Below are 22586 nucleotides of genomic sequence, written 5' to 3'. Positions count from 1 at the left end.
TCAACAATGCCCGCAGGTAGCATTCTCGTAGCCGATGACGATACCGCCATCCGCACCGTTCTCAATCAGGCACTTTCCCGCGCCGGGTACGAAGTACGGCTGACCGGCAATGCCGCAACGCTATGGCGCTGGGTCAGCCAGGGCGAGGGCGATCTCGTCATCACCGACGTGGTGATGCCCGACGAAAACGCGTTCGACCTGTTGCCGCGGATCAAGAAGATGCGGCCGAACCTGCCCGTCATCGTCATGAGCGCGCAGAACACTTTCATGACGGCGATCCGTGCCTCCGAGCGTGGGGCCTACGAATATCTGCCGAAGCCGTTCGACCTCAAGGAGCTGATCGCGATCGTCGGCCGCGCGCTCGCCGAGCCGAAGGAGCGGACCTCGACGCCGGATGAGGACGCCGAGATGGAGGCGATCCCGCTGGTCGGCCGCTCGCCGGCGATGCAGGAAATCTACCGCGTGCTGGCGCGCCTGATGCAGACCGACCTCACCGTGATGATCACGGGCGAGTCCGGAACCGGCAAGGAGCTGGTGGCGCGCGCGCTGCACGATTACGGCAAGCGCCGCAACGGCCCCTTCGTCGCGGTCAACATGGCGGCGATCCCGCGCGATCTCATCGAGTCCGAATTGTTCGGCCACGAGCGCGGTGCCTTCACCGGCGCCAACACCCGCGCCTCCGGCCGGTTCGAGCAGGCCGAAGGCGGCACGCTGTTCCTGGATGAGATCGGCGACATGCCGATGGAGGCGCAGACCCGCCTGCTGCGTGTGTTGCAGCAGGGCGAATACACCACGGTTGGCGGCCGCACCCCGATCAAGACCGACGTGCGCATCGTCGCGGCCTCCAACAAGGACCTGCGCGTGCTGATTCAGCAGGGCCTGTTCCGCGAAGACCTGTTCTTCCGCCTCAACGTCGTTCCGCTGCGGCTGCCGCCGTTGCGCGAGCGCATCGAGGACCTGCCGGATCTCGTGCGGCACTTCTTCACGTTGGCCGAGAAGGACGGCTTGCCGCCCAAGAAGCTCGACACGCTGGCGCTGGATCGGCTGAAGCAGCACCGCTGGCCCGGCAACGTGCGCGAGCTCGAGAACCTCGCCCGGCGCCTCGCCGCCCTCTATCCGCAGGACGTGATCACGTCGTCCGTCATCGACGGCGAGCTCGCACCGCCCTCGGTCAGCCCGGGGGCTGCGGTCCAGCAGGGCGTCGACAATCTCGGCGGCGCCGTGGAGGCGTATCTGTCCTCGCACTTCCAGGGCTTTCCGAACGGCGTGCCGCCGCCCGGCCTCTATCACCGTATCCTCAAGGAGATCGAGGTGCCGCTGCTCACGGCCGCGCTCGCCGCCACCCGTGGCAACCAGATCCGCGCCGCGGACCTGCTCGGCCTCAACCGCAACACGCTGCGGAAGAAGATCCGGGATCTCGACATCCAGGTGTATCGGAGCGGGGGCTAGTCTCTCGACGCGGCCGGTGGCTCAGCTCCCCCTACCAAGGCAGAGCTGAGCCTGTCCGGATCGCGCTGGCCGTTGTGGCTGACGCGGTGAGCACAAGTCCTGACGGGACTCTAATGTTCCGCCCGCACATTCAAATTGGTCGTCGGCCGCAGCGCGGCCATTGCGCCTATCTGACCAGTCCGCCGGATGCTGGCACCACGCTCGCGACATTCAGCGGCGGCTGCTGAAGGCCGAGGCCGTTGACCAGGAGGTCGGCGGCCACGATCAGCAGCAGAACGGCCGAAACCATCGTCGCGAGAAAGATCCTATCCATGCGGATTAAGCCGGGACGGCGGGAATCCGTTCCGCCCAGGCGGCATGTGCCTGTGGATTGCGCGGGTCCTCCAGGGCGATCACGCCGCGGAATTGTCGCAATTCGGCAACAATGTGGTACGAATACATCAGTATCCGCCCGTCCGCGGACCCGTTTTCAGCATCATTGCCGGAATGACCAGCGCAGATACCTCGGCCGCACACTTTGACACGGCCACAGCGGAAGAGCCCCGGCGTTGGTCGGTGCGACGCTGGCTGGCACCCTTTGCCGTCGCGCTGGCGCTGTTGTCGGCCTTCCTGACCTTCCTGGTCCTGACGGGTCTGAGCACGATCGAGCCGACGCCCGCGGTGGTCCGCACATTCTATCTGATCAATGCCGCCACGATCCTGCTGCTGGTCGGGATCATCATCCGGGAACTCTGGCAGCTGATCCTGGCGCGGCGGCGGGGCAGGGCGGCGGCGCGTCTCCACGTCCAGATCGTCAGCCTGTTCTCGATCGTGGCGGTGCTGCCGGCGGTGCTGGTCGCCGTCGTCGCCAACGTCACCATCGAGCGCGGCCTCGACCGGCTGTTCTCCGGGCCGACCAAGGAGGTGATCCAGAACTCGCTGACGATCGCGCGGGCCTATATGCAGGACCATGCCCAGCTGATCCGCGGCGACATTCTCGGCATGGCCAACGACATCGCCCATGCCCGGCCGCTCTATGACCAGGACCGCCGCTCGTTCCGCGAGATGCTGACGGCGAGCGCCGCGTCGCGCAACCTGCCGGGCGCGATGATCATCGACAAGAACACCAACATCCTGGAATCCGCCGACACCGGCATGCGGCTCGCTTATTCGCCGCCCGCGCCGGACTTTCTCAGCAACGTCAACGAGAACGAGCCCGAGATCGCGGTCCTTCCCGATGCGAGCTTCGTTGCCGCGGTGATCCGCCTGCGCGCCTTCAACGACACCTTCCTCTATGTCGCCAGGCCGCTTGATCCGAATGTCGTCAATCAGCTCAAGCAGACCGAGGTCAGCGTCGCCGAATACGCCCAGATCGAGTCGCGCAGGCTCGGTATCCAGGTCGCCTTCGCGCTGATGTTCGCGGTGATCGCGCTGACCATCCTCATGGCTTCGGTGCTGATCGGTCTCAACTTCGCCAACTCGCTGGTCTCGCCGATCCGGCGGCTGATGAACGCGGCACATACAGTTTCGACCGGCGACCTGCACGTCCAGGTGCCCGTGCACCAGTCGGAGGGCGATCTCGCCCAGCTGGGCGAGACCTTCAACAAGATGACGCAGGAATTGCGCAGCCAGCGCGACGAGCTGGTCAATGCCAGCGACCTCATCGACAGCCGCCGCCGCTTCATCGAGGCGGTGCTGTCGTCCGCGAGCGCCGGCATCATCGGCGTCGATGCGTCCGGCAGCGTCGGCATCCTCAACCGCTCCGCAGAGAAACTGATCGGGCACTCCGAAGCCGAGACGCTCGGCCATCCGCTCTCCGACGTGCTGCCCGAGCTCGACGAGATGATGAAGACGGCGCGGGAAGGAACCCAGCGGCTGGTGCAGGGCCAGATCACGATCACCCGCGACGGCACCGAGCGCAACCTGTCGGTCCGCGTCAGCGCCGAGAAGAACCAGCCGCATGACAGCTACATCATCACGCTCGACGACATCACCGAGCTGGTCTCGGCGCAGCGTACCTCGGCCTGGGGCGACGTGGCGCGCCGCATCGCGCATGAGATCAAGAACCCGCTGACGCCGATCCAGCTCTCGGCCGAGCGCATCCGCCGCAAGTTCGGCAAGGACATCACCGAGACCAAGGACAAGCAGATCTTCGACCAGTGCACCGACACCATCGTCCGCCAGGTCGACGATATCAGGCGCATGGTCGACGAGTTCTCGCGCTTTGCGCGGATGCCGAAGCCCGTGATGGAAGGCGAGGACGTCGCCGACACGGTGCGCCAGGCCGTGTTCCTGATGAAGGTCGCCCATCCCGAAATCGACATCGAGGCCGAGTTCAAGCAGGATCCGCTGCGCGCCCAGTTCGACCGGCGCCTGATCTCGCAGGCTGTCACCAACATCGTCAAGAACGCCACCGAGGCGATCGAGCAGGTCCCGCCCGAGGAGCTCGGCAAGGGGCGTATCGACGTCGTGGTGTCGCGCGAGGGCGACGACGTGCTGATCGACGTCATCGACAACGGCATCGGCCTGCCCAAGGTCGCGCGCTCGCGTCTGCTCGAGCCCTACGTTACCACGCGTGCCAAGGGCACCGGGCTGGGGCTTGCGATCGTCGGGCGCGTGCTGGAAGACCATGGCGGGCGGATCGAGCTGAAGGACGCCTCGGACTTCCGTGCCGGCCAGCGCGGCGCCTGGATGCGCATGCGCTTTGCCGTGTCGGGGCAACCCGCGAAGTCCGCGAGAACGGAGCAAGTGCCGGCGGTCAACGGCGCGACCGGGACAACCTCCAAGCCCGACATCACGCAAACGGCGACGGAATCCATCGAGACCCAGGCAACAAAAGAGCCGGCCGCCGGAACCAAAGAGCCGGCTGAAAAGACCAATGATTCAACCAAAATCGAAGCCTCAACAGGCAGCTGACAAGACAGGCGCGATCCATGGCAAGTGAAATTCTGATTGTCGATGACGAGGCCGATATTCGCGATCTCGTTGCGGGCATTCTCGAAGACGAGGGGTTCGTCACCAGGACCGCACGTGACAGCGACACGGCGCTCGCCGAGATTGCCAATCGTCGGCCGCATCTGGTGTTTCTCGACATCTGGCTGCAAGGCTCCAAGCTCGACGGCCTGCAGCTCCTGGAGCAGGTCAAGAAGGACAATGCCGATCTGCCCGTCGTGATGATCTCCGGCCACGGCAACATCGAGACCGCGGTCGCCGCGATCAAGCGCGGCGCCTATGACTTCATCGAGAAGCCGTTCAAGGCCGACCGCCTCATCCTGGTCGCGACCAGAGCGCTGGAGAACTCGCGGCTCAAGCGCGAGGTCAAGGAGCTGAAGCAGCTCGCCCCGAGCGCCAGCCAGCTCGTCGGCCGCTCGCCCAGCATGAACCAGCTGCGCCAGACCATCGAGCGGGCGGCCAAGGCCAACAGCCGTATTCTGATCGTCGGCCCCGCCGGCGCCGGCAAGGAGCTGACCGCGCGCACGCTGCATACCGCTTCGGGCCGCGCCGACGGTCCGTTCGTCGTCATCAACGCCGCCGCGATCACGCCCGAGCGAATGGAGCATGAGCTGTTCGGCGTCGAGCAGTCCAACGGCGAGCAGCCGCGAAAGCCCGGCGCGCTCGAAGAGGCGCATGGCGGCACGCTGTTCATCGACGAGATCGCGGACATGCCGCGCGAGACCCAGAACAAGATCCTGCGCGTGCTGGTGGAGCAGTCGTTCCAGCGCGTCGGCGGCACCGCCAAGGTGCAGGTCGACGTGCGCATCATCTCATCGACCGCACGCAATCTCGAAGAGGAGATCGCGGCCGGCCGTTTCCGCGAGGACCTCTACCACCGGCTCTCGGTGGTGCCGATCCGCGTGCCCGCACTGTCGGAGCGGCGCGAGGACATTCCGGAACTGATCGACTATTTCATGGAGCAGATCTCGGCCGGCAGCGGCCTGCCCAAGCGCCAGATCGGTCAGGACGCGATGGCGGTGCTGCAATCGCATGTCTGGCCCGGCAATGTGCGCCAGCTCCGCAACAACGTCGAAAGAGTCATGATTCTGGCGGCCGGAGGGCCGGAGGTCATCATCACGGCCGACATGCTGCCGCAGGATGTCGGCTCGATGGTGCCGGCGATGCCGACCAGCAACAATGGCGAGCACATCATGGGCCTGCCGCTGCGCGAAGCCCGCGAGGTGTTCGAGCGCGACTATTTGATTGCACAGATCAGCCGTTTCTCAGGAAATATTTCTCGAACGGCCGAGTTCGTTGGCATGGAACGCTCGGCCTTGCACCGGAAGTTGAAAGCACTCGGCGTCGGCTAATGCTGCGACGCTGCGGCGGCATCTCGGGAATAGGCAAAGAAAATCATCGATTTCCGTAGTTTTTCGGGGCAATAGGGCCACGCCTGCCGCTTGAAGCGGCTTGCCTAATATCCCGACCTGTCCTCTAATCCAACCGCTGTTCCTTCCGAGGGGGATCTCATGAAGGACGGCAACCGGAGGAGGCCCCGAACTCCACAAAGAGGGCCGCATCCGGCGCAATAAAAAGAAACTCAAAGCGAGAAAAAAACAATGGCGGCAGACCGCGCACAAAACCTACAGGACACCTTCCTTAATCACGTTCGCAAAACCAAGACGCCACTGACGATCTTTCTGGTCAACGGAGTGAAGCTCCAGGGCATCGTGACCTGGTTCGACAATTTCTGTTTGCTGCTTCGGCGCGACGGTCATTCGCAGCTGGTCTACAAGCATGCGATCTCGACCATCATGCCGGGCGCTCCGATTCAGTTGTTCGAAGGCGGCGAGGACCAGCCGGCTTGAGAGTGACCTGATTGGAACCCCGGAATTTCGACGGGGATGCCGACCGTCCGCGGTCGGCAGGGGCTACGCAGACGGGGCGGGTGCTTGTCATCGGCCCCTACTTGCGCGTGCGCGCGGGCAGCGCCGACGTGCAATCGGTGACTCATGCTCTGCGAGATACCGAGGCCCGGCTCGATGAAGCCGCGGGCCTCGCGCGGGCGATCGATCTCGTCATTGCCGACGCCATCGTCGCGCCGGTCAGCCAGATCCGCCCCGCGACCTATATCGGCAAGGGCAAGGTCGAGGAGATCGCCGGGCTGATCAAGACCCTCGAGGTCGAGCTCGTGGTGATGGATTGCGCATTGTCGCCGATCCAGCAGCGCAATCTCGAAAAGGAATGGCACGCCAAGGTGCTCGACCGCACCGGGCTCATTGTCGAAATCTTCGGCCGCCGCGCTAAGACCCGGGAAGGCTCGCTGCAGGTCGAGCTTGCGCATCTCAACTACCAGCGCTCGCGCCTGGTGCGCTCCTGGACCCATCTCGAACGCCAGCGCGGTGGTTTCGGCTTCATGGGCGGTCCCGGCGAGACCCAGATCGAGGCCGACCGCCGCCTGATCCAGGAGCGCATCTCCAAGCTGGAGAGCGAGCTGAAAAAGGTGCAGGCGACGCGGCGTCTGCATCGCGCCGGCCGTCAACGCGTGCCGTATCGTGTCGTCGCGCTGGTCGGCTACACCAATGCCGGCAAGTCGACGCTGTTCAATCGCCTGACCCGCGCCGACGTGCAGGCGGCCGACATGCTGTTCGCAACGCTCGATCCGACCTTGCGGGCGCTCAACCTGCCGCATGGCGGCAAGGCGATGCTCTCGGACACCGTCGGCTTCATCTCCAACCTGCCGACGCAGCTCGTCGCCGCCTTCCGCGCCACGCTGGAAGAGGTGCTGGAAGCGGACGTCATCCTGCATGTTCGCGACATCTCGCATGAAGACGCCGAGGCGCAGCAGAGCGACGTCGACGCGGTGCTGCGCCAGCTCGGCATCAACCCGGATGATAGCGGCCGCATCATCGAGGTCTGGAACAAGATCGACCGTTTCGACCCCGAGCAACGCGAAGAGCTGCTCAACATCGCGGCGCGCAGGCCGGAGGATCATCCGGCAATGCTGGTCTCGGCCGTGTCGGGCGAGGGCGTCGATGCTCTGCTCGCCGCGATCGAGCAGCGGCTCGCCGCCAAGCGCACCACGCTCGATCTCTCCATCGACGCCGCCGACGGCGCCGGCATCAGCTGGCTGCACCGCAATGCCGAGGTGCTGTCGAAGGAGTTGCACGACGGCCGCTTCGACATGACCGTGCGGGTGGACGAGACCAAGCGGGATATCGTGGTGAACAGGTTCGACGCGGTGCCGCATCTGCCGGCGTAACCGAGCCTCACTTCGTAGCCCGGATGGAGCGTTAGCGAAATCCGGGATGTCACAGCGCAAAGCGATCCGGATTACGCTTCGCACCATCCGGGCTACGAGCTTCGCGCTTGTGACACCGGCTTCTCATCGCCCTTCGCCGCATTCCACAGCGCGTCCATCTCCGCCAGCGACGCCTGCTCCAGCGTCCGGCCCTGCGCCTCTAGTGCCCGCTCGATATAGGCAAAGCGCCGCTCGAATTTTGCATTCGTCGCGCGGAGCGCAGCCTCCGGATCAGCATCGACATGGCGGGCGAGGTTGACGAGGGCGAACATCAGGTCGCCGGTCTCTTCCGCAATCTCCTGCTTGTCGTTGCGGTCCAATGCTGCCTCGATCTCGTCGACCTCCTCGCGTATCTTGTGCAGGACCGCGCGCGGGTCGTTCCAGTCGAAGCCGACGGTGGAGGCCTTGCGCTGCAGCTCCATCGCGCGGGTCAAAGCGGGCTGGCCGGCCTTCACGCCCGACAGCAGCGACTTGTGCGTCGGCGCCTGTTCCGGCGGCCGGCGCGCGGCGCGCTCGGCCTTTTCCTCGGCCTTGATGCGGTCCCAGACTTCCTTGACATGGGAGGAGGCGAGATTGCCGTCCTTGTCGGCGAAGACGTGGGGATGGCGGCGGATCATCTTGCGGGTGATGGCCAGGACCACATCACCAAAATTGAACGCGTTCTGCTCGGAAGCCATCTGGGCGTGGAACACCACCTGGAGCAGGAGATCGCCAAGCTCCTCTCTGAGATCGTCGAGATCGCCGCGGGTGATGGCGTCGACCACCTCATAGGCTTCCTCGATCGTGTACGGCGCGATCGTCGAAAAATCCTGCTCGAGGTCCCAGGGGCAGCCGGTCACCGGCGTGCGCAGCGCCGCCATGATCTCGATCAGGCGGGAAATGTCGCGGGAAGGGGTCATTGCCGGGCAGTCTCCTGGGATCCAGAGCCTTATGCCAAAAGCGGGCCCCCGATCCCAGCGCAAGGCGGCGGAACTGGCCGATTTCCACCGATTGGCGGGCAAGTCGCGCGATGCTAAAGCGCGGGCCATGAGTGATGCATTTTCCTCACAAACCGCGCTGGTGCTGTTCTCCGGCGGCCAGGATTCCACCACCTGCCTCGCCTGGGCGCTGAGCCGCTTCGCGCGCGTGGAGACGCTGGGGTTCGACTACGGCCAGCGCCACGCCATCGAGCTTGCCTGCCGCGACCGCCTGCTCGACGGCATCAAGGCCCTGCGCGCCGATTGGGCTGCAAGGCTCGGCGAGAGCCACACGCTGTCGATCCCGACGCTGGCGGCGGTGTCCGAGACGGCGCTGACCCGCGACGTCGCGATCGCGATGGGCGCGGACGGCCTGCCGAACACCTTCGTGCCGGGCCGCAACCTCGTGTTCCTGACCTTCGCCGCGGCGCTGGCCTACCGGCGCGGCATCAGCCACATCGTCGGCGGCATGTGCGAGACCGATTATTCCGGCTATCCCGATTGCCGTGACGAGACCGTCCGCGCCATGCAGGCCGCGCTCTCGCTCGGCATGGCCAAGCAGTTCGAGCTGCACACGCCCTTGATGTGGATCGACAAGGCCGCGACCTGGAAGCTGGCGCACGACCTTGGCGGCGACGGGCTGGTCGATTTGATCCGCGAGCAGTCGCACACCTGCTATCTCGGCGAACGCGGCGCGCTGCACGAATGGGGTCATGGCTGCGGCGAGTGCCCCGCGTGCAGTTTGCGGGCGAAGGGGTGGAACGAGTACGTGGCGGGACGGTAGGCTCGCTCTGTCGTTATTGCGAGGAGCCCTTGCGACGAAGCAATCCAGACTGTCACCGCGGAGGGATTCTGGATTGCTTCGCTGCGCTCGCAATGACGACGGAGCGATCAGCTAGCCAAAATCCTCTGGCCTGAGCTCGATCGGCTTGCCGTGTGGCGTGCGATCCGCGGCGTGGTCCCACGCATTCCGATAGCGGTGCAGCGTCTCCATCGACGCGACGCCCTTGCGGGCGACGAGGCCCTCCAGCGTGGCGAGCCAGTGCAGATAGTAGGTCTCGCCGGTATCGGGGTCGCCGGCGGCCTGGGCGCGCTTGATCTCGTCGGCGAGTGCTGCGGCCCATTCCGGCCAGGTGAATACGCCGCGCTCGTGCAGGCTCAAGGCCATCGCGAAGGCATGCGCCTCCCAGGGCGCACGGAACACCGGGCCGTCGTCGTCGCACGGAATGCTCGGGATCGCCGCCGTCGCGGCGGCCGCAAGCGCGCTGCTCATCACGCCGGCTCCAGATAGGGCTCGAACGCGTCGATCGAGACCTTCAGCGTGGGATCGCCGTCCTCGCCCCAGAGATCGCGGCCCTCGAACACCACGGTATAGAGCCATTGCGGGTTCTCGCCGCGCTCCATCGCCGCCGTATCCGGAAAGACGTGGCAGCCGTGGTTCAGCTCGACCACGCCGATATGGCCGCGCACATAGCGCGGCAGCCGCGTGTGCGTGGCAGGGTGAATATTCCTGGCGCGGACGCGATCGCCGATGTTGAATTTCGCCGGAGCCGGGGCAGGGCGGCCGAACTTGCCGCGCACCATCACGCGCTCGACATTGGCGCGGTCGAACTTGCCGTGCTTGAGCGCCTTTGCAGGCTGCATCGCATGGCCGGCGGCGACCTCCTCGCGGGTGAGATAGCCTTTGTCGATCAGCATCTCCTCGAGCCCGAGAAACCATTTCTTGTAATAGGAGCTCGACAGGTAAACATGCGGCGGCAAGGTCTCGCGATAGAAGCGCGAGGTGTCGATGTTGAAGGCGCCGGCCGCGCCCATCGCGCGCACCATGGCCAGCACGCGCGACTCCCATTCCTCGTGAAACATCGGCTCGTTCGGCTCGGGCTCGACCTTGCCGAACCCGTCCATGCCGCCCATGTCGTGCACGCCGTTCACGACGGTGCTCCCGGCGTCCTGGGGAAACCGGTGCCGATCATGGAATCGCGCGTCACGAGGTCGGCGAGCTGCTCCTCGCTCCAGCCTTCCGTGCCCGCGGGGCGCATCGGCAGCACCAGGAAGCGCGTCTCGGCCGTGGAATCCCACACCCGGATCTCGATGTCCTTGGGCAGCGCGACCCCGAAATCGGCGAGCACGCCGCGCGGATCCTTTACCGCGCGCGAGCGGTAGGGCGCGGCCTTGTACCAGACCGGCGGCAGCCCGAGCATTTCCCAGGGGTAACAAGAGCACAGTGTGCACACGACCATGTTGTGCCGCTCGGGCGTGTTCTCGACCACGACGAGATGATCGCCGACGCGGCTGACATGGCCGAGCGTGCCGATGGCCTTGGAGCCGTCCTGCAGCAGCGCCGTCTTGAACGCCGGATCGGTCCAGGCCTTTGCAACGACGCGCGCGCCATTGTGCGGGCCGATCTTGGTCTCATAGGCCTGGATGATGGCATCGAGCGCGGCCGGCTCGACATAGCCTTTTTCGGTCAGGATCGTCTCGAGCGCGCGCACGCGCAGCTCGGTCTCGGACAGCTCGGAATGATCGTGATCGTGGTGATGATGGTCGTGTTCTTGGCTCATGCCGCGGAAGATAGGCGCAATGGCTAGGGGCTGTCGAGGGCTCGTTGCAGCGCAGTCCTGGCACGTATGCGTGAGGGCACTTGTACGCTAGCATCCCGCAAACAGCGTGGAGATGATGGTGACCGATTACGTGAAGATCGAGAAGGGTCTCGGACCGGAGGGCCGGATCGCGGTCGTGCGCTTCGACCGTGGCGACGGCATCAACGCGCTCTCGCCGGAGGCGCTGCGCCAACTCACGGCGGCCGCGCGCAGCTTCGAGGACGATGCAGCGACCTCGGTCGTCGTGCTGACCGGCAGCTCGGGCGCCTTCAGCGCCGGCTTCGATCTCAAGGACGCCGAGGGACGCTCGCGCAAGGAGATGGACCTCGGCGCGCTGCGGCGGCACCTCAAGCTCGGGCCGCGCCTCACCCAAGCCTGGCAGGACATGGAGCAGATCACGATCGCCGCGATCGAAGGCTTTTGCGTCGGCGGCGGCGTCGCCCTCGCGGTGGCGCTCGATTTCCGGGTGATGGGGCGCGATGCGCATCTGCGCGTGCCCGAGATCGGGCTCGGCATGAATATGAGCTGGCAGGGCATCCCGCGCATGCTGCATCTGATCGGGCCGGCCCGCACCAAGCAGGCAGTGATCCTGGCCGACCAGCGCATCAGCGCGGACGAGGCCTATGAATGGGGGCTCGTCGAGCAGGTGGCGGATCCCGGCCATGCCTTCGATGCCGCCATGGAGCTTGCCCGCAAGGTTGCCGCGCAACCGCCGCTGTCCGTCGCCATGACCAAGCTGACCGTCAACCGGCTCGCGCATGCGCTGGACGATCTTGCAAGCCACATGGATGTCGATCAGTTCGCGCTCGCCAGCCTCAGCGAAGACCACAAGGAAGGCGTGGAGGCGTTCCTGACGCGCCGCAAGCCGCGGTTCCGGGGTCGGTGATCACAGCGCCGATATTCGGCGGATAAATCTTCCTCGTCAGGAGACGATCGGGAGAATTTCGTCCACGTCCTTCCAAATATCTGAGATTGCAAGGAAGGCCAGAAAGAGCGAAGGTGCGTGCTGCGGTGCAGCGCGCTCGATTGAGCCCTCGTCGCCATTTTCACCACGTCGCAGAGACGCGACCGGTTCCCATGTGCCCTGGGCATGCGGGTGACCGAGCTATCGTGCATGAAGGCCGTCTCCATGAATGCCCACCAATCGCTCGCGATCGGACGACCGATCGAAACGCTCGAAGCGATTTCACCCGCGCCCGCCGAGCCGGACGCGATGGTCCGTTTCGCCGGCATCTCCAAGACCTATCCGGCCTATCGCGGCAAGCCCGGCGTCAACGCGCTGCAAGACATCGACTTCGCCATTCCGCGCGGCTCCATCACCGGCGTGATCGGCCGCTCTGGCGCCGGCAAGTCGAGCCTGGTCCGGCTGATCAACGGCCTGGAGAAACCGACCACGGGCCGTGTGATCGTCGACGGCCGCGATATCTCGGCGCTGACCGGCCGCGAGCTTCGATTGGCGCAGCGCTCGATCGGCATGATCTTCCAGCACTTCAATCTGCTGTCCTCGCGAACCGCCGCCGACAACATCGCGCTGCCGCTCGAGATCGCCGGCTGGACCAAGACCGACATCAAGGCCCGCGTCGCCGAGCTGCTCGCGCTGGTCGGCATCGCCGACAAGCACGACCGCTATCCTTCCGAACTGTCCGGCGGCCAGAAGCAGCGCGTCGGCATCGCCCGCGCGCTGGCGACGCGGCCAAGCGTGCTGCTGTCGGACGAGGCGACCTCGGCACTCGATCCGCAGACCACGCGCGCGATCCTCGATCTGCTTGCGAACATCAACCGCGAGCTCGGCGTGACCATCGTGCTGATTACCCACGAGATGTCCGTGGTGCGCCAGCTCGCCAAGGAGGTGGTGGTGCTGGACGCCGGCCGCGTGGTCGAGAGTGGCCATGTCGCCGATATCTTCACGCAGCCAAGACATCCGATCACGCAGTCCTTCCTGGCGGAGGTGATCGGCGACAGCCTGCCGGTGTCGCTGGCGAGCCGGATCGTTTCGGAGCGGCCTGCCGGCGGGCAGGCCGTGATCCGGATCCAGGTGCGCGGGGCAGGGGCCGGCGACACCGTGGTGGCGCGGCTCGCGCGTGAGCTAGCGCTCGACGTGTCGCTGCTGTCGGCGCGCATCGACGAGATCGGCGGCCAGCACGTGGGCTCGCTGACGCTCGGCATTCCCGTCGGCGAGGACGCGGTGACGCTCGCCTGGCTCTCTCAATATCAACTCTCGGCGGAGCGTCTCGGCTATGTCGCCTGAACTCATCAACCTGATCGTCCAGGCTACCTTCGAAAGCCTGTACATGGTCGGCATCGCGGCGCTGCTCGGCACCGCCTTCGGCCTGCCGCTCGGCGTGTTCCTGGCCACCAGCCGCAAAGGCGAGCTGTTCGCGGCGCCCATCGTCAATCGCGTGCTCGGCATCGTCGTCAATGCGACACGCTCGACGCCCTTCATCATCCTCGTCGTCGCCATCATCCCGTTCACGCGCCTCGTTGCCGGCACCTCGATCGGCTCGACGGCCGCTATCGTGCCGCTAACGATCGCTTCGACGCCGTTCATCGCGCGGCTCGTCGAGGCTGCGATCCGCGAGGTCGACGGCGGCCTGATCGAGACCGCGTCCTCGTTCGGCGCTTCACCGCTCCAGATCGTGCTCAAGGTCCTGATCCCGGAGGCGCTGCCGGGACTGCTGCTGGCGCTGACGCTCGCGGTGGTCAGCCTACTCGGCTATTCCGCCATGGTCGGCGCAGTCGGCGGCGGCGGCCTTGGCGATCTCGGCATCCGCTACGGCTACCAGCGCTTCATGCCGGAGATGATGCTGGCCGTCGTGGTCGTGCTGATCGCACTGGTGCAGATCGTCGTCCAGAGCGCCGGCGATTACCTGGCGCGCCGGGTCAATCGCCGGTTGCGGCATCGCTGAATCCGATCAGGCGGCACACCTCGCGCGACGCAGCGTCTGCGAGGGCAGCTCGCCGAAGTGGCGCTTGTAGTCGAGCGAGAACTGGCTGAAGTGCCAGAAGCCGTGCTGCACCGCGACGTCGTAGACCGAGGTCTCGTTGCCGCCGGCGCCCTTGAGATCGCGCCGCACACGGTTCAGCCGCATCGCGCGCCAATAGTGCATCGGGCTCGTACCCAAAACCTCCTGGAAGCAATAGCCGAGCTTGCGCGGGCTGGCGCCGACGGCCTTGCAGACCTCCAGCAGCGAGAGCGAGCGATCGCCCCTGCCATGCATCAGCTCGCGGGCACGATCCACGGTTCGCTTCCGAGCCGCCGCGCTGCGGCCGGGATCGCTCGGGCGTGCGGTCGGCAGCATGTCCATGATCTCGACGAGGAGGGCGTCTTCCAGGGCCAGCCGCGCCGCCGGATCGTTGAACGTTGCCGGAGCGGTCGTGATCGTCGCTTGAATGGCGGCCAGATGCGCCCGCAGCCGCGCGACCGGCGCTTCCGCCATTTCGATCATCTGCAGCCGGTGCCAGGCGGTGCGCGGCAGCTCGATGTCGAGCCGGGCGGCGAGCTCTGCGATCAACACCGTGCTGGCAACGACGCCGCGCAGCTCGAAGGCTTTCGGCGTACACATGTCGATCTCGGCGTCGATGCTGGCGAGGACGCGGGCGCCGCTGGCACCGGTCCCGTTGAAGCTGAGCTCGCTGTCGCCGTGCCATGGCAGGCCGATGCCAAAACTGTCGGCGCCAAGCTGGCCATATTGACGGACCTGCTGGCTGGTGATCTCGCGGAACACCTCCAGCCGGGGCAAGGAGAGTTGCGTGAAGCTGCCCCGGAACGCGCCGGCGCTGATCTGGTCGTAGCTCAGCCGCCAGCGGCCGAGGCTTGCGCAATGCTCATCGACATCCGTGCTGTTCGCCTGGAGCAGGCTGGCAGCCGAGTCCTGAATCGGAAGAGTTGCCCTTAAGGCCATGGCAATACGTCGAAATCCTTGAGCCCAGCACTGAGCAGGAACCGCGCCAGACTGGCACGGCCATAGACGCTGTCCAGCAAAATATTGCCGGATCTCGATAACGCCTGAGAGCGCCGCGGTGCAGGCTTACGTCCTGCCGTTCCGACATCGCAGCCGGAACGGCGCTTCGCGGAGAGATCGAGATGCGACCGACCGATGTCATGCGCGGCATCCCGCCCGCACCCGAGGCTCAGGTGACGCGCGCCAATTGGCGCAGCTTTCCCGCGATCCGCTGGGGTTTTACCCACACCCGCGAAGTGCTGCCGACCGCAGAGATCCGCCGCTCCGCCCGGCCGACGCCGATGAGAAGCGCCCCGCGCGAACTGGCAAAGCTCGGCTTCACCGGGCCTGATGGCAAAGCGACCACGATCGAATGTGCGCTGCGCGAAACGTTTGCCGACACGCTCCTCGTGATGCATCAGGGCACGCTGATCCATGAATGGTACGGTGACGGCATGAGCGCGACCACGCCGCATCTGATCTGCTCGATCAGCAAGGCGATCGCTGGCACGCTCGGCGGCGTGCTGGCCGCGCGCGGCCTGGTCGATCCAGAGGCGAGGGTGCTGCGCTACGTGCCGGAGCTGGAGACATCGGTCTACGCCGGCTGCACCGTCCGCAACCTGCTCGACATGGCCGTCGCTATCAAGTTCGAGGAGGATTACGAGGACCCCGCCGGCGACCTCGCGCGCTATCGGTTCTCCTCGGGTTGGGACGTGCCGCCGCCGGGCGTCGAGCCCAGCCATCAGCGCGCTTATCTGACGACGCTGCGCGGCAGCGGCAAACCGCACGGCAAGGTGTTCCACTACGTCTCGCCCAATACCGAGGTGCTCGGCTGGGTGTATGAACGCGCCTGCGGGATGCCCTACCATCTCATTCTCTCCGAGTTTCTCTGGCAGCCCCTGGGCGCGGAGGAGGACGGCTCTCTCACACTCGATAGCCACGGCATGGGCCGCATTGCCGGCGGCATCTCGGTCACGGCGCGCGATCTCGTCCGCTTCGGCGAGATGATCCGCTGCCGCGGCGTCGTCGAGGGCCGGCAGGTGGTGCCGGGCTGGTGGATCGACGACATCCGCGAGAACGGTGATCCCAAGGCGTGGGCCGATGGCGACCTCGCCGAGTTCTTCCCGGGTGCGCGCTACCGCAGCAAATGGTTCACCATCGATCCTTCGCGCAACGCGCTCACCGCGATCGGCATTCACGGCCAGCACCTCTATGTCGACCTCGACTCCGACACCGTCATCGTCAAGCTCGCAACACAGCCCAAGGCAATGGACGTGCCGATCGACCAGCGCTGGTTTGCTGCCTTCCGCGCCATCACCGCACATCTCGCCTGATATTTGGACGTCCTCATGCTTGAAACCGCCAAAGCCCAACCGCGAGCGCAGACCGCGACACCGCATCCGCTCGATCCGCTGACGGCCGACGAGATCACCGCGGCTTGCGCTTTGGTGCGGGCGGCGGCCACCTCGGCGGCGAACTGCCGTTTCCCGACGGTGCGGCTGGAGGAGCCCACGAAGCAGGAGTTGGCCGCAGGCGAGGTGGAGCGCCGCGCCTTCGCGTTGACGCTCGACGTCGCCACGGGCGAGGCGATCGAGCATATCGTTGACCTCGGCCGCGGCGAGATCGTCGGCCGCAAGGTCGTGCCGAACCGCGAGGCGCCCTATGGGCAGCCGCCGGTGATGCTGGAAGAGTTCTTCAAGTGCGATGCCGTGGTGAAGGCCGATCCCGCTTGGCGGGCGGCGATGGTTCGGCGCGGGCTGACCGACAACGACATCGAGCTGGTCCAGGTCGATCCGTTCTCCTCCGGATTCTTCGACAAGGAGTTCGAGCGCGGCGCCCGCATTGTGCGGGCCGTCAGCTATTTTCGCGAGCATCTCCAGGACAACGGCTACGCCCATCCGATCGAGGGCGTGGTCGCAGTGGTCGACCTCATCGGGGGCAAGGTCATCGAGCTCACGGATGAAGATCCCATCGTGCCGATTCCGCGCAAGAAGCGGAACTACGGCGCACATGAGGTGCCAAACGCGCGCACCGACATCAAGCCGCTGCATATCGAGCAGCCGGAAGGGCCGAGCTTCAAGGTCGACGGCTGGAAAGTCGACTGGCAGAAATGGAGCTTCCGCGTCGGCTTCACGCCGCGCGAGGGCCTCGTGCTGCATCAGCTCGCCTACCAGGACGGCGCGCGCAAGCGGTCGCTGATCCACCGCGCCAGCGTCACCGAGATGGTGGTGCCTTATGCCGATCCGACCGCGAACCATTTCTGGAAGTCGGCCTTCGATGCCGGCGAATACGGGCTCGGCATGCTCGCCAACGCGCTGGAGCTGGGCTGCGACTGTCTCGGCAACATCCATTATTTCGACGTGCCCGCAGCCGACAGCAAGGGCGAGCCCTTCGTCATGCAGAACGCGATCTGCATGCATGAGGAGGATTACGGGATTGCCTGGAAGCACTACGAGTTCCGCAACGGCCTGTTCGAGGTGCGGAGATCCCGGCGGCTCGTGATCTCGTTCTTCGCCACCGTCGGCAATTACGATTACGGCTTCTACTGGTATCTCTATCAGGACGGCACGATTCAGCTGGAGACGAAACTCACTGGCATCATCCAGACCGCCGCGGTCCAGTTGGGCGAAAAGTACCGATGGGGTGGCATGGTCGACGATAATCTCGGCGGCCCCACGCACCAGCACTTCTTCAACGTCCGCCTGCATATGGATCTCGACGGCGGCGGTAACACGGTGACGGAGCACGAGTTCGTGCCGCGGCCCTGGGGCGATGACAATCCGCACGGCAACGTGTTCGACACCACCACGCGCGTGCTGTCGCGCGAGCGCGACGCCGCGGCGGTCGCCAATGGCGAGACCGGCCGGTTCTGGAAGATCAGTAATCCGAACGAGACCAACTCGGTCGGCGGTGCACCGGCCTACAAGCTCGTCATCAATCCGAGCCCCTTGATGCTGGCGCAGGAGGGCAGCTATGTGCGCAAGCGCGGCGGCTTTGCCACCAAGCATGTCTGGGTGACTGCATTCGATCCGGCCGAGAAATACGCCAGCGGCGACTATCCCAACGTTCACGCCGGCGGTGACGGCCTGCCGCGCTATGCCGCGCAGAATCGCAACATCGAGAATGCCGACATCGTGGTGTGGCACTCTTTCGGCCACACCCATGTCTGCAAGCCCGAAGACTTTCCGATCATGCCGGTGGAATATGCCGGCTTCGTGTTGAAGCCAACCGGATTCTTTTCGGCGAATGCGGCTGGCGACCTCCCGCCGGACCGCAACAGCCGCAGCGTGCTGGCTGGCGAGAAGAGCACGACCTGTTGTCACGCGGACCGGACGTGACCTTCATCCGCTCGCACCCCTGGCTTTGGTCGCAACGCTGATTGCGCGACGCGCGCCGTCGCATCCGGTCGGGCTCCTAGCACACTGACAGAATCATTTTAGAGGGATTCCAATCCCAAAGAAGCAGCGCGCATGAGCGCATGCCTCGCAGGTGCTGTGCACACGTCTGGAGAAATTCTAACGCTGTTCCTATCGCACTCCGAAACCGCCCGAGTTAGGGCGGGTCATCAAGAACGATACCGGCAAAGCCGGCAGTGCGTGGGGCTCAACAGACGTGACCGATTTCCAACCTTCTTCGCGTAAGAACACGCGCCGCCGACAGATTCAGATGCTCTTCCTTGGCGCGGCCAGCACATTCGCCCTCGCCGCGCCCTTCGGCTCTGCCCAGGCCCAGACGCAGATTCCTCCGGTCACCGTCGAAGCGCCGGCGCAGCGCGCTCGTCCGGCGGCAATTGCGTCGTCGCGAAGGGCGGCGGCGACACGTACTGCACGCGCCAACCGCAGCGCCCCGGTGCAGCAGGCTGCGCCACCTCAGTCGGCAGCATCGAACGGTGCAACGGGCGAGCGCGCCAATGGCCCGGTACGCGGCTTCGTCGCGACGCGCAGCGGCACCGCCACCAAGACCGATACGCCCTTGATCGAAACGCCGCAGTCGGTGTCGGTCATCACCACCGATCAGATCAGAAACCAGGGCGCGGTCTCGATCGGCGAAGCCTTGCGCTACACCGCCGGCGTCAGCGGCGACGTCAATGGCGGCTCGGACACGCGCTTCGGCGGCCTCCAGATCCGCGGCTTCGACATGACGATGCCGGGCCTCTTCGTCGACGGCCTGCGCATTCCCTCCAGCAACTACGTACACTTCAATGGCCTCGAGCCCTATGGGGCCGAGCGCATCGAGGTGCTCAAGGGTCCGTCCTCCGCGATGTATGGCGGCAGCGGCACCGGCGGCGTTCTCAACTACGTGACCAAGCTGCCGACGGCGCAGCAGTTCGGCGAGGTCTCGATCTCCGGCGGCAGCTTCAACCGCTATCAGGGCCAGTTCGACATCGGCGGCCCCGCCAACAAGGAAGGGACGGTGCTGTGGCGCCTGACCGGCGTCGTGCGTGACGGACAGACCCAGGTGGACTTCAGCAAGGACAACCGAGTCTTCATCGCGCCCGCGGTGACGTTCAAGCCGAACGAGGACACCACCATCACCCTGCTCGCCAACTATCAGCGGGACCGGGCAGGGTGGGGCCTTCAGTTCCTGCCGGCGTCGGGCACGGTGTGGCAGAACAACGGCCGCACCATCCCGGTCTCGTTCTTCGCGGGCGTGCCGGGCTTCGACGCGTTCAACACCGAGATCGCAACCGTCGGCTACCAGCTCGCGCACAATTTCACCGACAACATCACGTTCCGGCAAAATCTGCGCTACGCCTATCAGCACAACGAGGAGAAGGTGTTTTACGGCGGCGGCTATACCAACGAAGCCGCAGGGCAGCTCGCGCGCTATGGCAGCTACAGCAACACCTACATCAACTCATTCGCCGTGGACAACCAGCTCCAGGGCAAGTTCACCACCGGCATTTTCAGCCACACCACGTTGGTCGGCGTCGACTACCGCAACACGTCCTTCCGCGACACCGCCTTCAGCGTCACGACCTCATCCGCCGAGATCAACGTCTTCAGCCCGAACTACAGCTACGACTACGCCATTGGCGCCATCTACGACAACACGGGGGTCAAGCAGTCTCAGGTCGGCGTCTATGCGCAGGATCAGATCAAGCTCGGCCGGCTCTCGTTCCAGCTCGGCGGCCGCCAGGATTTCGTGACGACGCAGGTCGACAACGGTATCGCCAACACGACGGCCGCGAAGGACGCCTCGGCCTTCACCGGCCGAGCCGCCGTGATGTACAATTTCGACAACGGCATCGCGCCTTATTTCAGCTACTCGGAATCGTTCCTGCCGCTGCTCGCGACCGGCTTTGGCGGACAGATGCTCAATCCCGAGACCGGCGTCCAATACGAGGTCGGCGTCAAGTACCAGCCGGTCGGCTGGAACGCGCTGTTCACCTTCGCCGCCTTCGACCTGACGCGCGACAACGTCGCCGTGTACGTGCCCGCGGCCACCTTTTACGAACAGATCGGGCAGGTGAAGTCGCGCGGCATCGAGCTCGAAGGCACGATGTCGCTCGCCGATGGCTGGAACCTGCGCGCCGCCTATGCCTATGTCGACGCCATGGTCACGCAGGATCCGGTGAATGTCGGCAAGGCGCCAACTACGGTGCCGCTCAACCGCGCTTCGCTGTGGAGCGACTATACGCTGCAGAACGGGCCGCTCGCGGGCCTGCAATTCGGCGGCGGCATCCGCTATGTCGGCGCGACCTGGGGCGACGAGGCCAACACGTTCAAGGTGGGATCGTCGACCGTTCTCGACGCGCTGCTGGCCTACAACAGGGACAATTGGCGCCTGGCACTGAACGTCACCAATCTCGCCGACACCCGCTATGTCGCCGCATGCTACAGCATGTCGGGCTGCTTCTACGCGGAAGGGCGGAAAGCCATCGCCAGGCTGACCTACCGCTGGTGAGCACAATCCGAGGGACGGTCCGGCCTTGGAGGCCGGACCTGCATCCGCCGATCAGAACGGATAGTGCCGGGGCCCGGTCTGCAGGGTGATCCAGCGCAACTCGGTGAACTCGTCGATTGCGGCCTTGCCGCCGAAGCGGCCATAGCCTGACGCCTTGGTGCCGCCGAACGGCATCTGGGGCTCGTCATGCACGGTCGGGGCGTTGACGTGGCAGATGCCGGCCTCGATCCGCCTGGCAACGCCGAGCGCACGGGCGATGTCGCGGCCGAACACGGCCGAGGAGAGGCCGTATTCGGTGTCGTTGGCCACGCGCACGGCTTCGTCGATCCCGCTCACGCGCACCACGGTCACGACCGGACCAAAGCTCTCCTCGCCATAGATACGCATCGCCGGCGTGATATGATCGACGATGGTGGCGGGCATGATGGTGCCGCTGCCGTGGCCGCCGGCAGCAAGCACGGCGCCCTTGGCGACGGCATCGTCGATCAGGCCCCGGACGCGCTCGCAGGCGGCGTCACTGACCAGCGAGCCGAGCACGACATTGCCCTTGCGGGGATCGCCGAAGGGAAGGCTCCTGGCCTTGGCGGCGAACTTGGCGATGAAGGCGTCCGCCACCTTGTCGTCGACCACGATCCGCTCGGTCGACATGCAGATCTGCCCCTGGTTCATGAAGGCTCCGAACGCTGCCGCATTCACGGCAGCGTCGAGATCGGCATCGTCGAGGATCACGAGCGGGGCCTTGCCGCCAAGCTCCAGCAGCGCGCGCTTTAGGTGCTTTGCGCATGCGAGTGCGATGAGGCGGCCGACGCGGGTCGAGCCGGTGAAATTGACGCGGCGGATCGCAGGATGGGCGATCAGCGCCTCGACCACCGCCTGCGCATCCTCGGGCGCGTTGGTCACGACATTGACGACGCCGTCACCGAGGCCGGCCTCCGCCAGGCAGCTTCCGATCAGACGATGCACGCCCGGGCTCATCTCGGACGCCTTCAGCACCACGGTATTGCCGCAGGCGAGCGGCATCGCGACCGATCGCACGCCGAGGATCACGGGAGCGTTCCAGGGCGCGATGCCGAGCACCACGCCGACCGGCTGGCGAAACGCCATGGCGAGGTTGTCGGGCTTGTCGGTCGGAATGACTTCGCCGGATATCTGCGTCGTCATCGCCGCGGCTTCGCGCAGCATGCCTTCGGCCAGGTGCACGTTGAATCCGGCCCAGCCCGCGGTGGCGCCGGTTTCGGCGACCATCAGCGCGGTGAATTCCGCGGCCCGGCGTGCGAGGATGTCGGCGGCCGCATTGAGCCGCTTGCGGCGCTCGGACGGACCGAGCTGTGACCAGGCCGGGAAGGCGGCGGCCGCAGCGTCCGCGGCCCGCATCGCGTCGTCGATCGAGGCCGCCGCCACGATGGTCGCGACGTCGCCGGAGATCGGGTTGTGGCGCTGGAAGGTGCGTTGATTACTTGCCGACTGGTCCTTGCCGCCGATGAGAAGGTCGATCGCGTTCATGAAGCACTCCAAAGGT

At 65.6% G+C, this 22586-nt stretch carries 19 protein-coding genes; 12 read left to right on the top strand and 7 right to left on the bottom strand.

The window, feature by feature from the left end; translation table 11 throughout:
- Positions 1 to 6 precede the first annotated feature (6 nt).
- Complete coding sequence (ntrC, locus tag ABIA45_RS09025; protein WP_404651763.1) at positions 7 to 1449, top strand: nitrogen regulation protein NR(I); 1443 nt, start codon at positions 7 to 9, stop codon at positions 1447 to 1449.
- 166 nt (positions 1450 to 1615) lie between these two features.
- On the opposite strand, the gene ABIA45_RS09020 is transcribed toward ntrC, so the two are convergent.
- The gene (locus ABIA45_RS09020) at positions 1616 to 1762 is read right to left on the bottom strand and encodes a hypothetical protein (RefSeq protein WP_167361662.1); all 147 of its coding nucleotides are present in this window, start codon (positions 1760 to 1762) and stop codon (positions 1616 to 1618) included.
- A gap of 173 nt (positions 1763 to 1935) precedes the next feature.
- Between ABIA45_RS09020 and ABIA45_RS09015 the strand changes: the two genes are divergently transcribed.
- From ABIA45_RS09015 to hflX, 4 genes are all read left to right on the top strand, one after another.
- On the top strand, positions 1936 to 4344 hold the full coding sequence (locus ABIA45_RS09015; protein ID WP_271542191.1) for a PAS domain-containing sensor histidine kinase: 2409 nt from the start codon (positions 1936 to 1938) through the stop codon (positions 4342 to 4344).
- Between the two features lie 17 nt (positions 4345 to 4361).
- Positions 4362 to 5732, top strand: coding sequence for a sigma-54 dependent transcriptional regulator (locus tag ABIA45_RS09010; RefSeq protein ID WP_036039494.1), 1371 nt, complete (start codon positions 4362 to 4364; stop codon positions 5730 to 5732).
- A gap of 249 nt (positions 5733 to 5981) precedes the next feature.
- The gene (hfq, locus tag ABIA45_RS09005; RefSeq protein WP_007591126.1) at positions 5982 to 6230 is read left to right on the top strand and encodes an RNA chaperone Hfq; all 249 of its coding nucleotides are present in this window, start codon (positions 5982 to 5984) and stop codon (positions 6228 to 6230) included.
- 11 nt (positions 6231 to 6241) lie between these two features.
- Positions 6242 to 7624: a GTPase HflX gene (gene hflX / locus ABIA45_RS09000; RefSeq protein ID WP_404651762.1), complete on the top strand. Its 1383-nt coding sequence runs from the start codon at positions 6242 to 6244 to the stop codon at positions 7622 to 7624.
- Between the two features lie 92 nt (positions 7625 to 7716).
- Here the strand turns inward: hflX and mazG are convergent, their stop codons facing one another.
- Positions 7717 to 8562 carry a nucleoside triphosphate pyrophosphohydrolase gene (gene mazG, locus ABIA45_RS08995; RefSeq protein WP_275501992.1) on the bottom strand — a complete coding sequence of 282 codons (846 nt, stop codon included), beginning with the start codon at positions 8560 to 8562 and terminating at the stop codon, positions 7717 to 7719.
- 127 nt (positions 8563 to 8689) lie between these two features.
- On the opposite strand from mazG, the gene queC reads away from it, so the two are divergent.
- Complete coding sequence (gene queC / locus ABIA45_RS08990) at positions 8690 to 9403, top strand: 7-cyano-7-deazaguanine synthase QueC (RefSeq protein WP_404541134.1); 714 nt, start codon at positions 8690 to 8692, stop codon at positions 9401 to 9403.
- 111 nt (positions 9404 to 9514) lie between these two features.
- Here queC and ABIA45_RS08985 read toward each other — a convergent pair whose 3' ends face one another.
- The 3 genes from ABIA45_RS08985 to nthA are packed head-to-tail and all read right to left on the bottom strand — an operon-like array spanning position 9515 to position 11180.
- Positions 9515 to 9892 (bottom strand): nitrile hydratase accessory protein, encoded by a 378-nt coding sequence (locus tag ABIA45_RS08985; RefSeq protein ID WP_036028031.1) that lies wholly within the window; start codon positions 9890 to 9892, stop codon positions 9515 to 9517.
- The gene (nthB, locus tag ABIA45_RS08980) at positions 9892 to 10551 is read right to left on the bottom strand and encodes a nitrile hydratase subunit beta (protein ID WP_275509875.1); all 660 of its coding nucleotides are present in this window, start codon (positions 10549 to 10551) and stop codon (positions 9892 to 9894) included. Before nthB ends, ABIA45_RS08985 begins: the two co-directional genes overlap by 1 nt.
- The gene (nthA, locus tag ABIA45_RS08975; RefSeq protein WP_404651760.1) at positions 10548 to 11180 is read right to left on the bottom strand and encodes a nitrile hydratase subunit alpha; all 633 of its coding nucleotides are present in this window, start codon (positions 11178 to 11180) and stop codon (positions 10548 to 10550) included. Before nthA ends, nthB begins: the two co-directional genes overlap by 4 nt.
- Before the next feature lie 118 nt (positions 11181 to 11298).
- Between nthA and ABIA45_RS08970 the strand changes: the two genes are divergently transcribed.
- The 3 genes from ABIA45_RS08970 to ABIA45_RS08960 all read left to right on the top strand — a co-directional run bounded on the left by ABIA45_RS08970 (position 11299) and on the right by ABIA45_RS08960 (position 14125).
- Entirely contained in the window at positions 11299 to 12105 is an 807-nt protein-coding gene (locus ABIA45_RS08970) for an enoyl-CoA hydratase/isomerase family protein (protein WP_271542196.1), read from the top strand.
- Between the two features lie 228 nt (positions 12106 to 12333).
- Positions 12334 to 13467, top strand: coding sequence for a methionine ABC transporter ATP-binding protein (locus tag ABIA45_RS08965; RefSeq protein WP_404541128.1), 1134 nt, complete (start codon positions 12334 to 12336; stop codon positions 13465 to 13467).
- Positions 13457 to 14125, top strand: a complete 669-nt coding sequence (locus tag ABIA45_RS08960; RefSeq protein ID WP_404651757.1) for a methionine ABC transporter permease — start codon at positions 13457 to 13459, stop codon at positions 14123 to 14125. Before ABIA45_RS08965 ends, ABIA45_RS08960 begins: the two co-directional genes overlap by 11 nt.
- A gap of 6 nt (positions 14126 to 14131) precedes the next feature.
- On the opposite strand, the gene ABIA45_RS08955 is transcribed toward ABIA45_RS08960, so the two are convergent.
- On the bottom strand, positions 14132 to 15121 hold the full coding sequence (locus tag ABIA45_RS08955) for a helix-turn-helix domain-containing protein (RefSeq protein ID WP_404541126.1): 990 nt from the start codon (positions 15119 to 15121) through the stop codon (positions 14132 to 14134).
- A gap of 182 nt (positions 15122 to 15303) precedes the next feature.
- Here ABIA45_RS08955 and ABIA45_RS08950 point away from each other — a divergent pair, with 182 nt between their 5' ends.
- The 3 genes from ABIA45_RS08950 (at position 15304) to ABIA45_RS08940 (ending at position 21067) form a co-directional block, all read left to right on the top strand.
- Entirely contained in the window at positions 15304 to 16494 is a 1191-nt protein-coding gene (locus tag ABIA45_RS08950) for a serine hydrolase domain-containing protein (protein ID WP_404651755.1), read from the top strand.
- 15 nt (positions 16495 to 16509) lie between these two features.
- Positions 16510 to 18498: a primary-amine oxidase gene (locus ABIA45_RS08945; protein WP_404651753.1), complete on the top strand. Its 1989-nt coding sequence runs from the start codon at positions 16510 to 16512 to the stop codon at positions 18496 to 18498.
- A 328-nt stretch (positions 18499 to 18826) separates the two neighbouring features.
- Positions 18827 to 21067 carry a TonB-dependent siderophore receptor gene (locus tag ABIA45_RS08940; protein WP_404651751.1) on the top strand — a complete coding sequence of 747 codons (2241 nt, stop codon included), beginning with the start codon at positions 18827 to 18829 and terminating at the stop codon, positions 21065 to 21067.
- 51 nt (positions 21068 to 21118) lie between these two features.
- Here the strand turns inward: ABIA45_RS08940 and ABIA45_RS08935 are convergent, their stop codons facing one another.
- Entirely contained in the window at positions 21119 to 22570 is a 1452-nt protein-coding gene (locus ABIA45_RS08935) for an aldehyde dehydrogenase (protein WP_404651749.1), read from the bottom strand.
- Positions 22571 to 22586: the final 16 nt, after the last annotated feature.

The organism is Bradyrhizobium sp. USDA 336, from assembly GCF_044908355.1.
In the GTDB taxonomy this organism is placed as follows: Bacteria; Pseudomonadota; Alphaproteobacteria; order Rhizobiales; family Xanthobacteraceae; genus Bradyrhizobium; species Bradyrhizobium yuanmingense.
Note: the sequence above shows the minus strand (reverse complement) of the source record. Positions and strands in the feature narration are given on the sequence as shown.

Excerpts from the sequence above, each read along its gene's own strand:
- ABIA45_RS08935 (WP_404651749.1), bottom strand. The coding sequence starts at position 22,570 with ATGAACGCGATCGACCTTCTCATCGGCGGCAAGGACCAGTCGGCAAGT.
- queC (WP_404541134.1), top strand. The coding sequence starts at position 8,690 with ATGAGTGATGCATTTTCCTCACAAACCGCGCTGGTGCTGTTCTCCGGC.
- ABIA45_RS08955 (WP_404541126.1), bottom strand. The coding sequence starts at position 15,121 with ATGGCCTTAAGGGCAACTCTTCCGATTCAGGACTCGGCTGCCAGCCTG.
- ntrC (WP_404651763.1), top strand. The coding sequence starts at position 7 with ATGCCCGCAGGTAGCATTCTCGTAGCCGATGACGATACCGCCATCCGC.
- ABIA45_RS08960 (WP_404651757.1), top strand. The coding sequence starts at position 13,457 with ATGTCGCCTGAACTCATCAACCTGATCGTCCAGGCTACCTTCGAAAGC.
- mazG (WP_275501992.1), bottom strand. The coding sequence starts at position 8,562 with ATGACCCCTTCCCGCGACATTTCCCGCCTGATCGAGATCATGGCGGCG.
- ABIA45_RS09010 (WP_036039494.1), top strand. The coding sequence starts at position 4,362 with ATGGCAAGTGAAATTCTGATTGTCGATGACGAGGCCGATATTCGCGAT.
- ABIA45_RS08965 (WP_404541128.1), top strand. The coding sequence starts at position 12,334 with ATGAAGGCCGTCTCCATGAATGCCCACCAATCGCTCGCGATCGGACGA.
- ABIA45_RS09015 (WP_271542191.1), top strand. The coding sequence starts at position 1,936 with ATGACCAGCGCAGATACCTCGGCCGCACACTTTGACACGGCCACAGCG.
- hfq (WP_007591126.1), top strand. The coding sequence starts at position 5,982 with ATGGCGGCAGACCGCGCACAAAACCTACAGGACACCTTCCTTAATCAC.
- ABIA45_RS08985 (WP_036028031.1), bottom strand. The coding sequence starts at position 9,892 with ATGAGCAGCGCGCTTGCGGCCGCCGCGACGGCGGCGATCCCGAGCATT.
- ABIA45_RS08940 (WP_404651751.1), top strand. The coding sequence starts at position 18,827 with ATGCTCTTCCTTGGCGCGGCCAGCACATTCGCCCTCGCCGCGCCCTTC.
- ABIA45_RS08945 (WP_404651753.1), top strand. The coding sequence starts at position 16,510 with ATGCTTGAAACCGCCAAAGCCCAACCGCGAGCGCAGACCGCGACACCG.
- ABIA45_RS09020 (WP_167361662.1), bottom strand. The coding sequence starts at position 1,762 with ATGGATAGGATCTTTCTCGCGACGATGGTTTCGGCCGTTCTGCTGCTG.
- ABIA45_RS08950 (WP_404651755.1), top strand. The coding sequence starts at position 15,304 with ATGCGACCGACCGATGTCATGCGCGGCATCCCGCCCGCACCCGAGGCT.
- nthA (WP_404651760.1), bottom strand. The coding sequence starts at position 11,180 with ATGAGCCAAGAACACGACCATCATCACCACGATCACGATCATTCCGAG.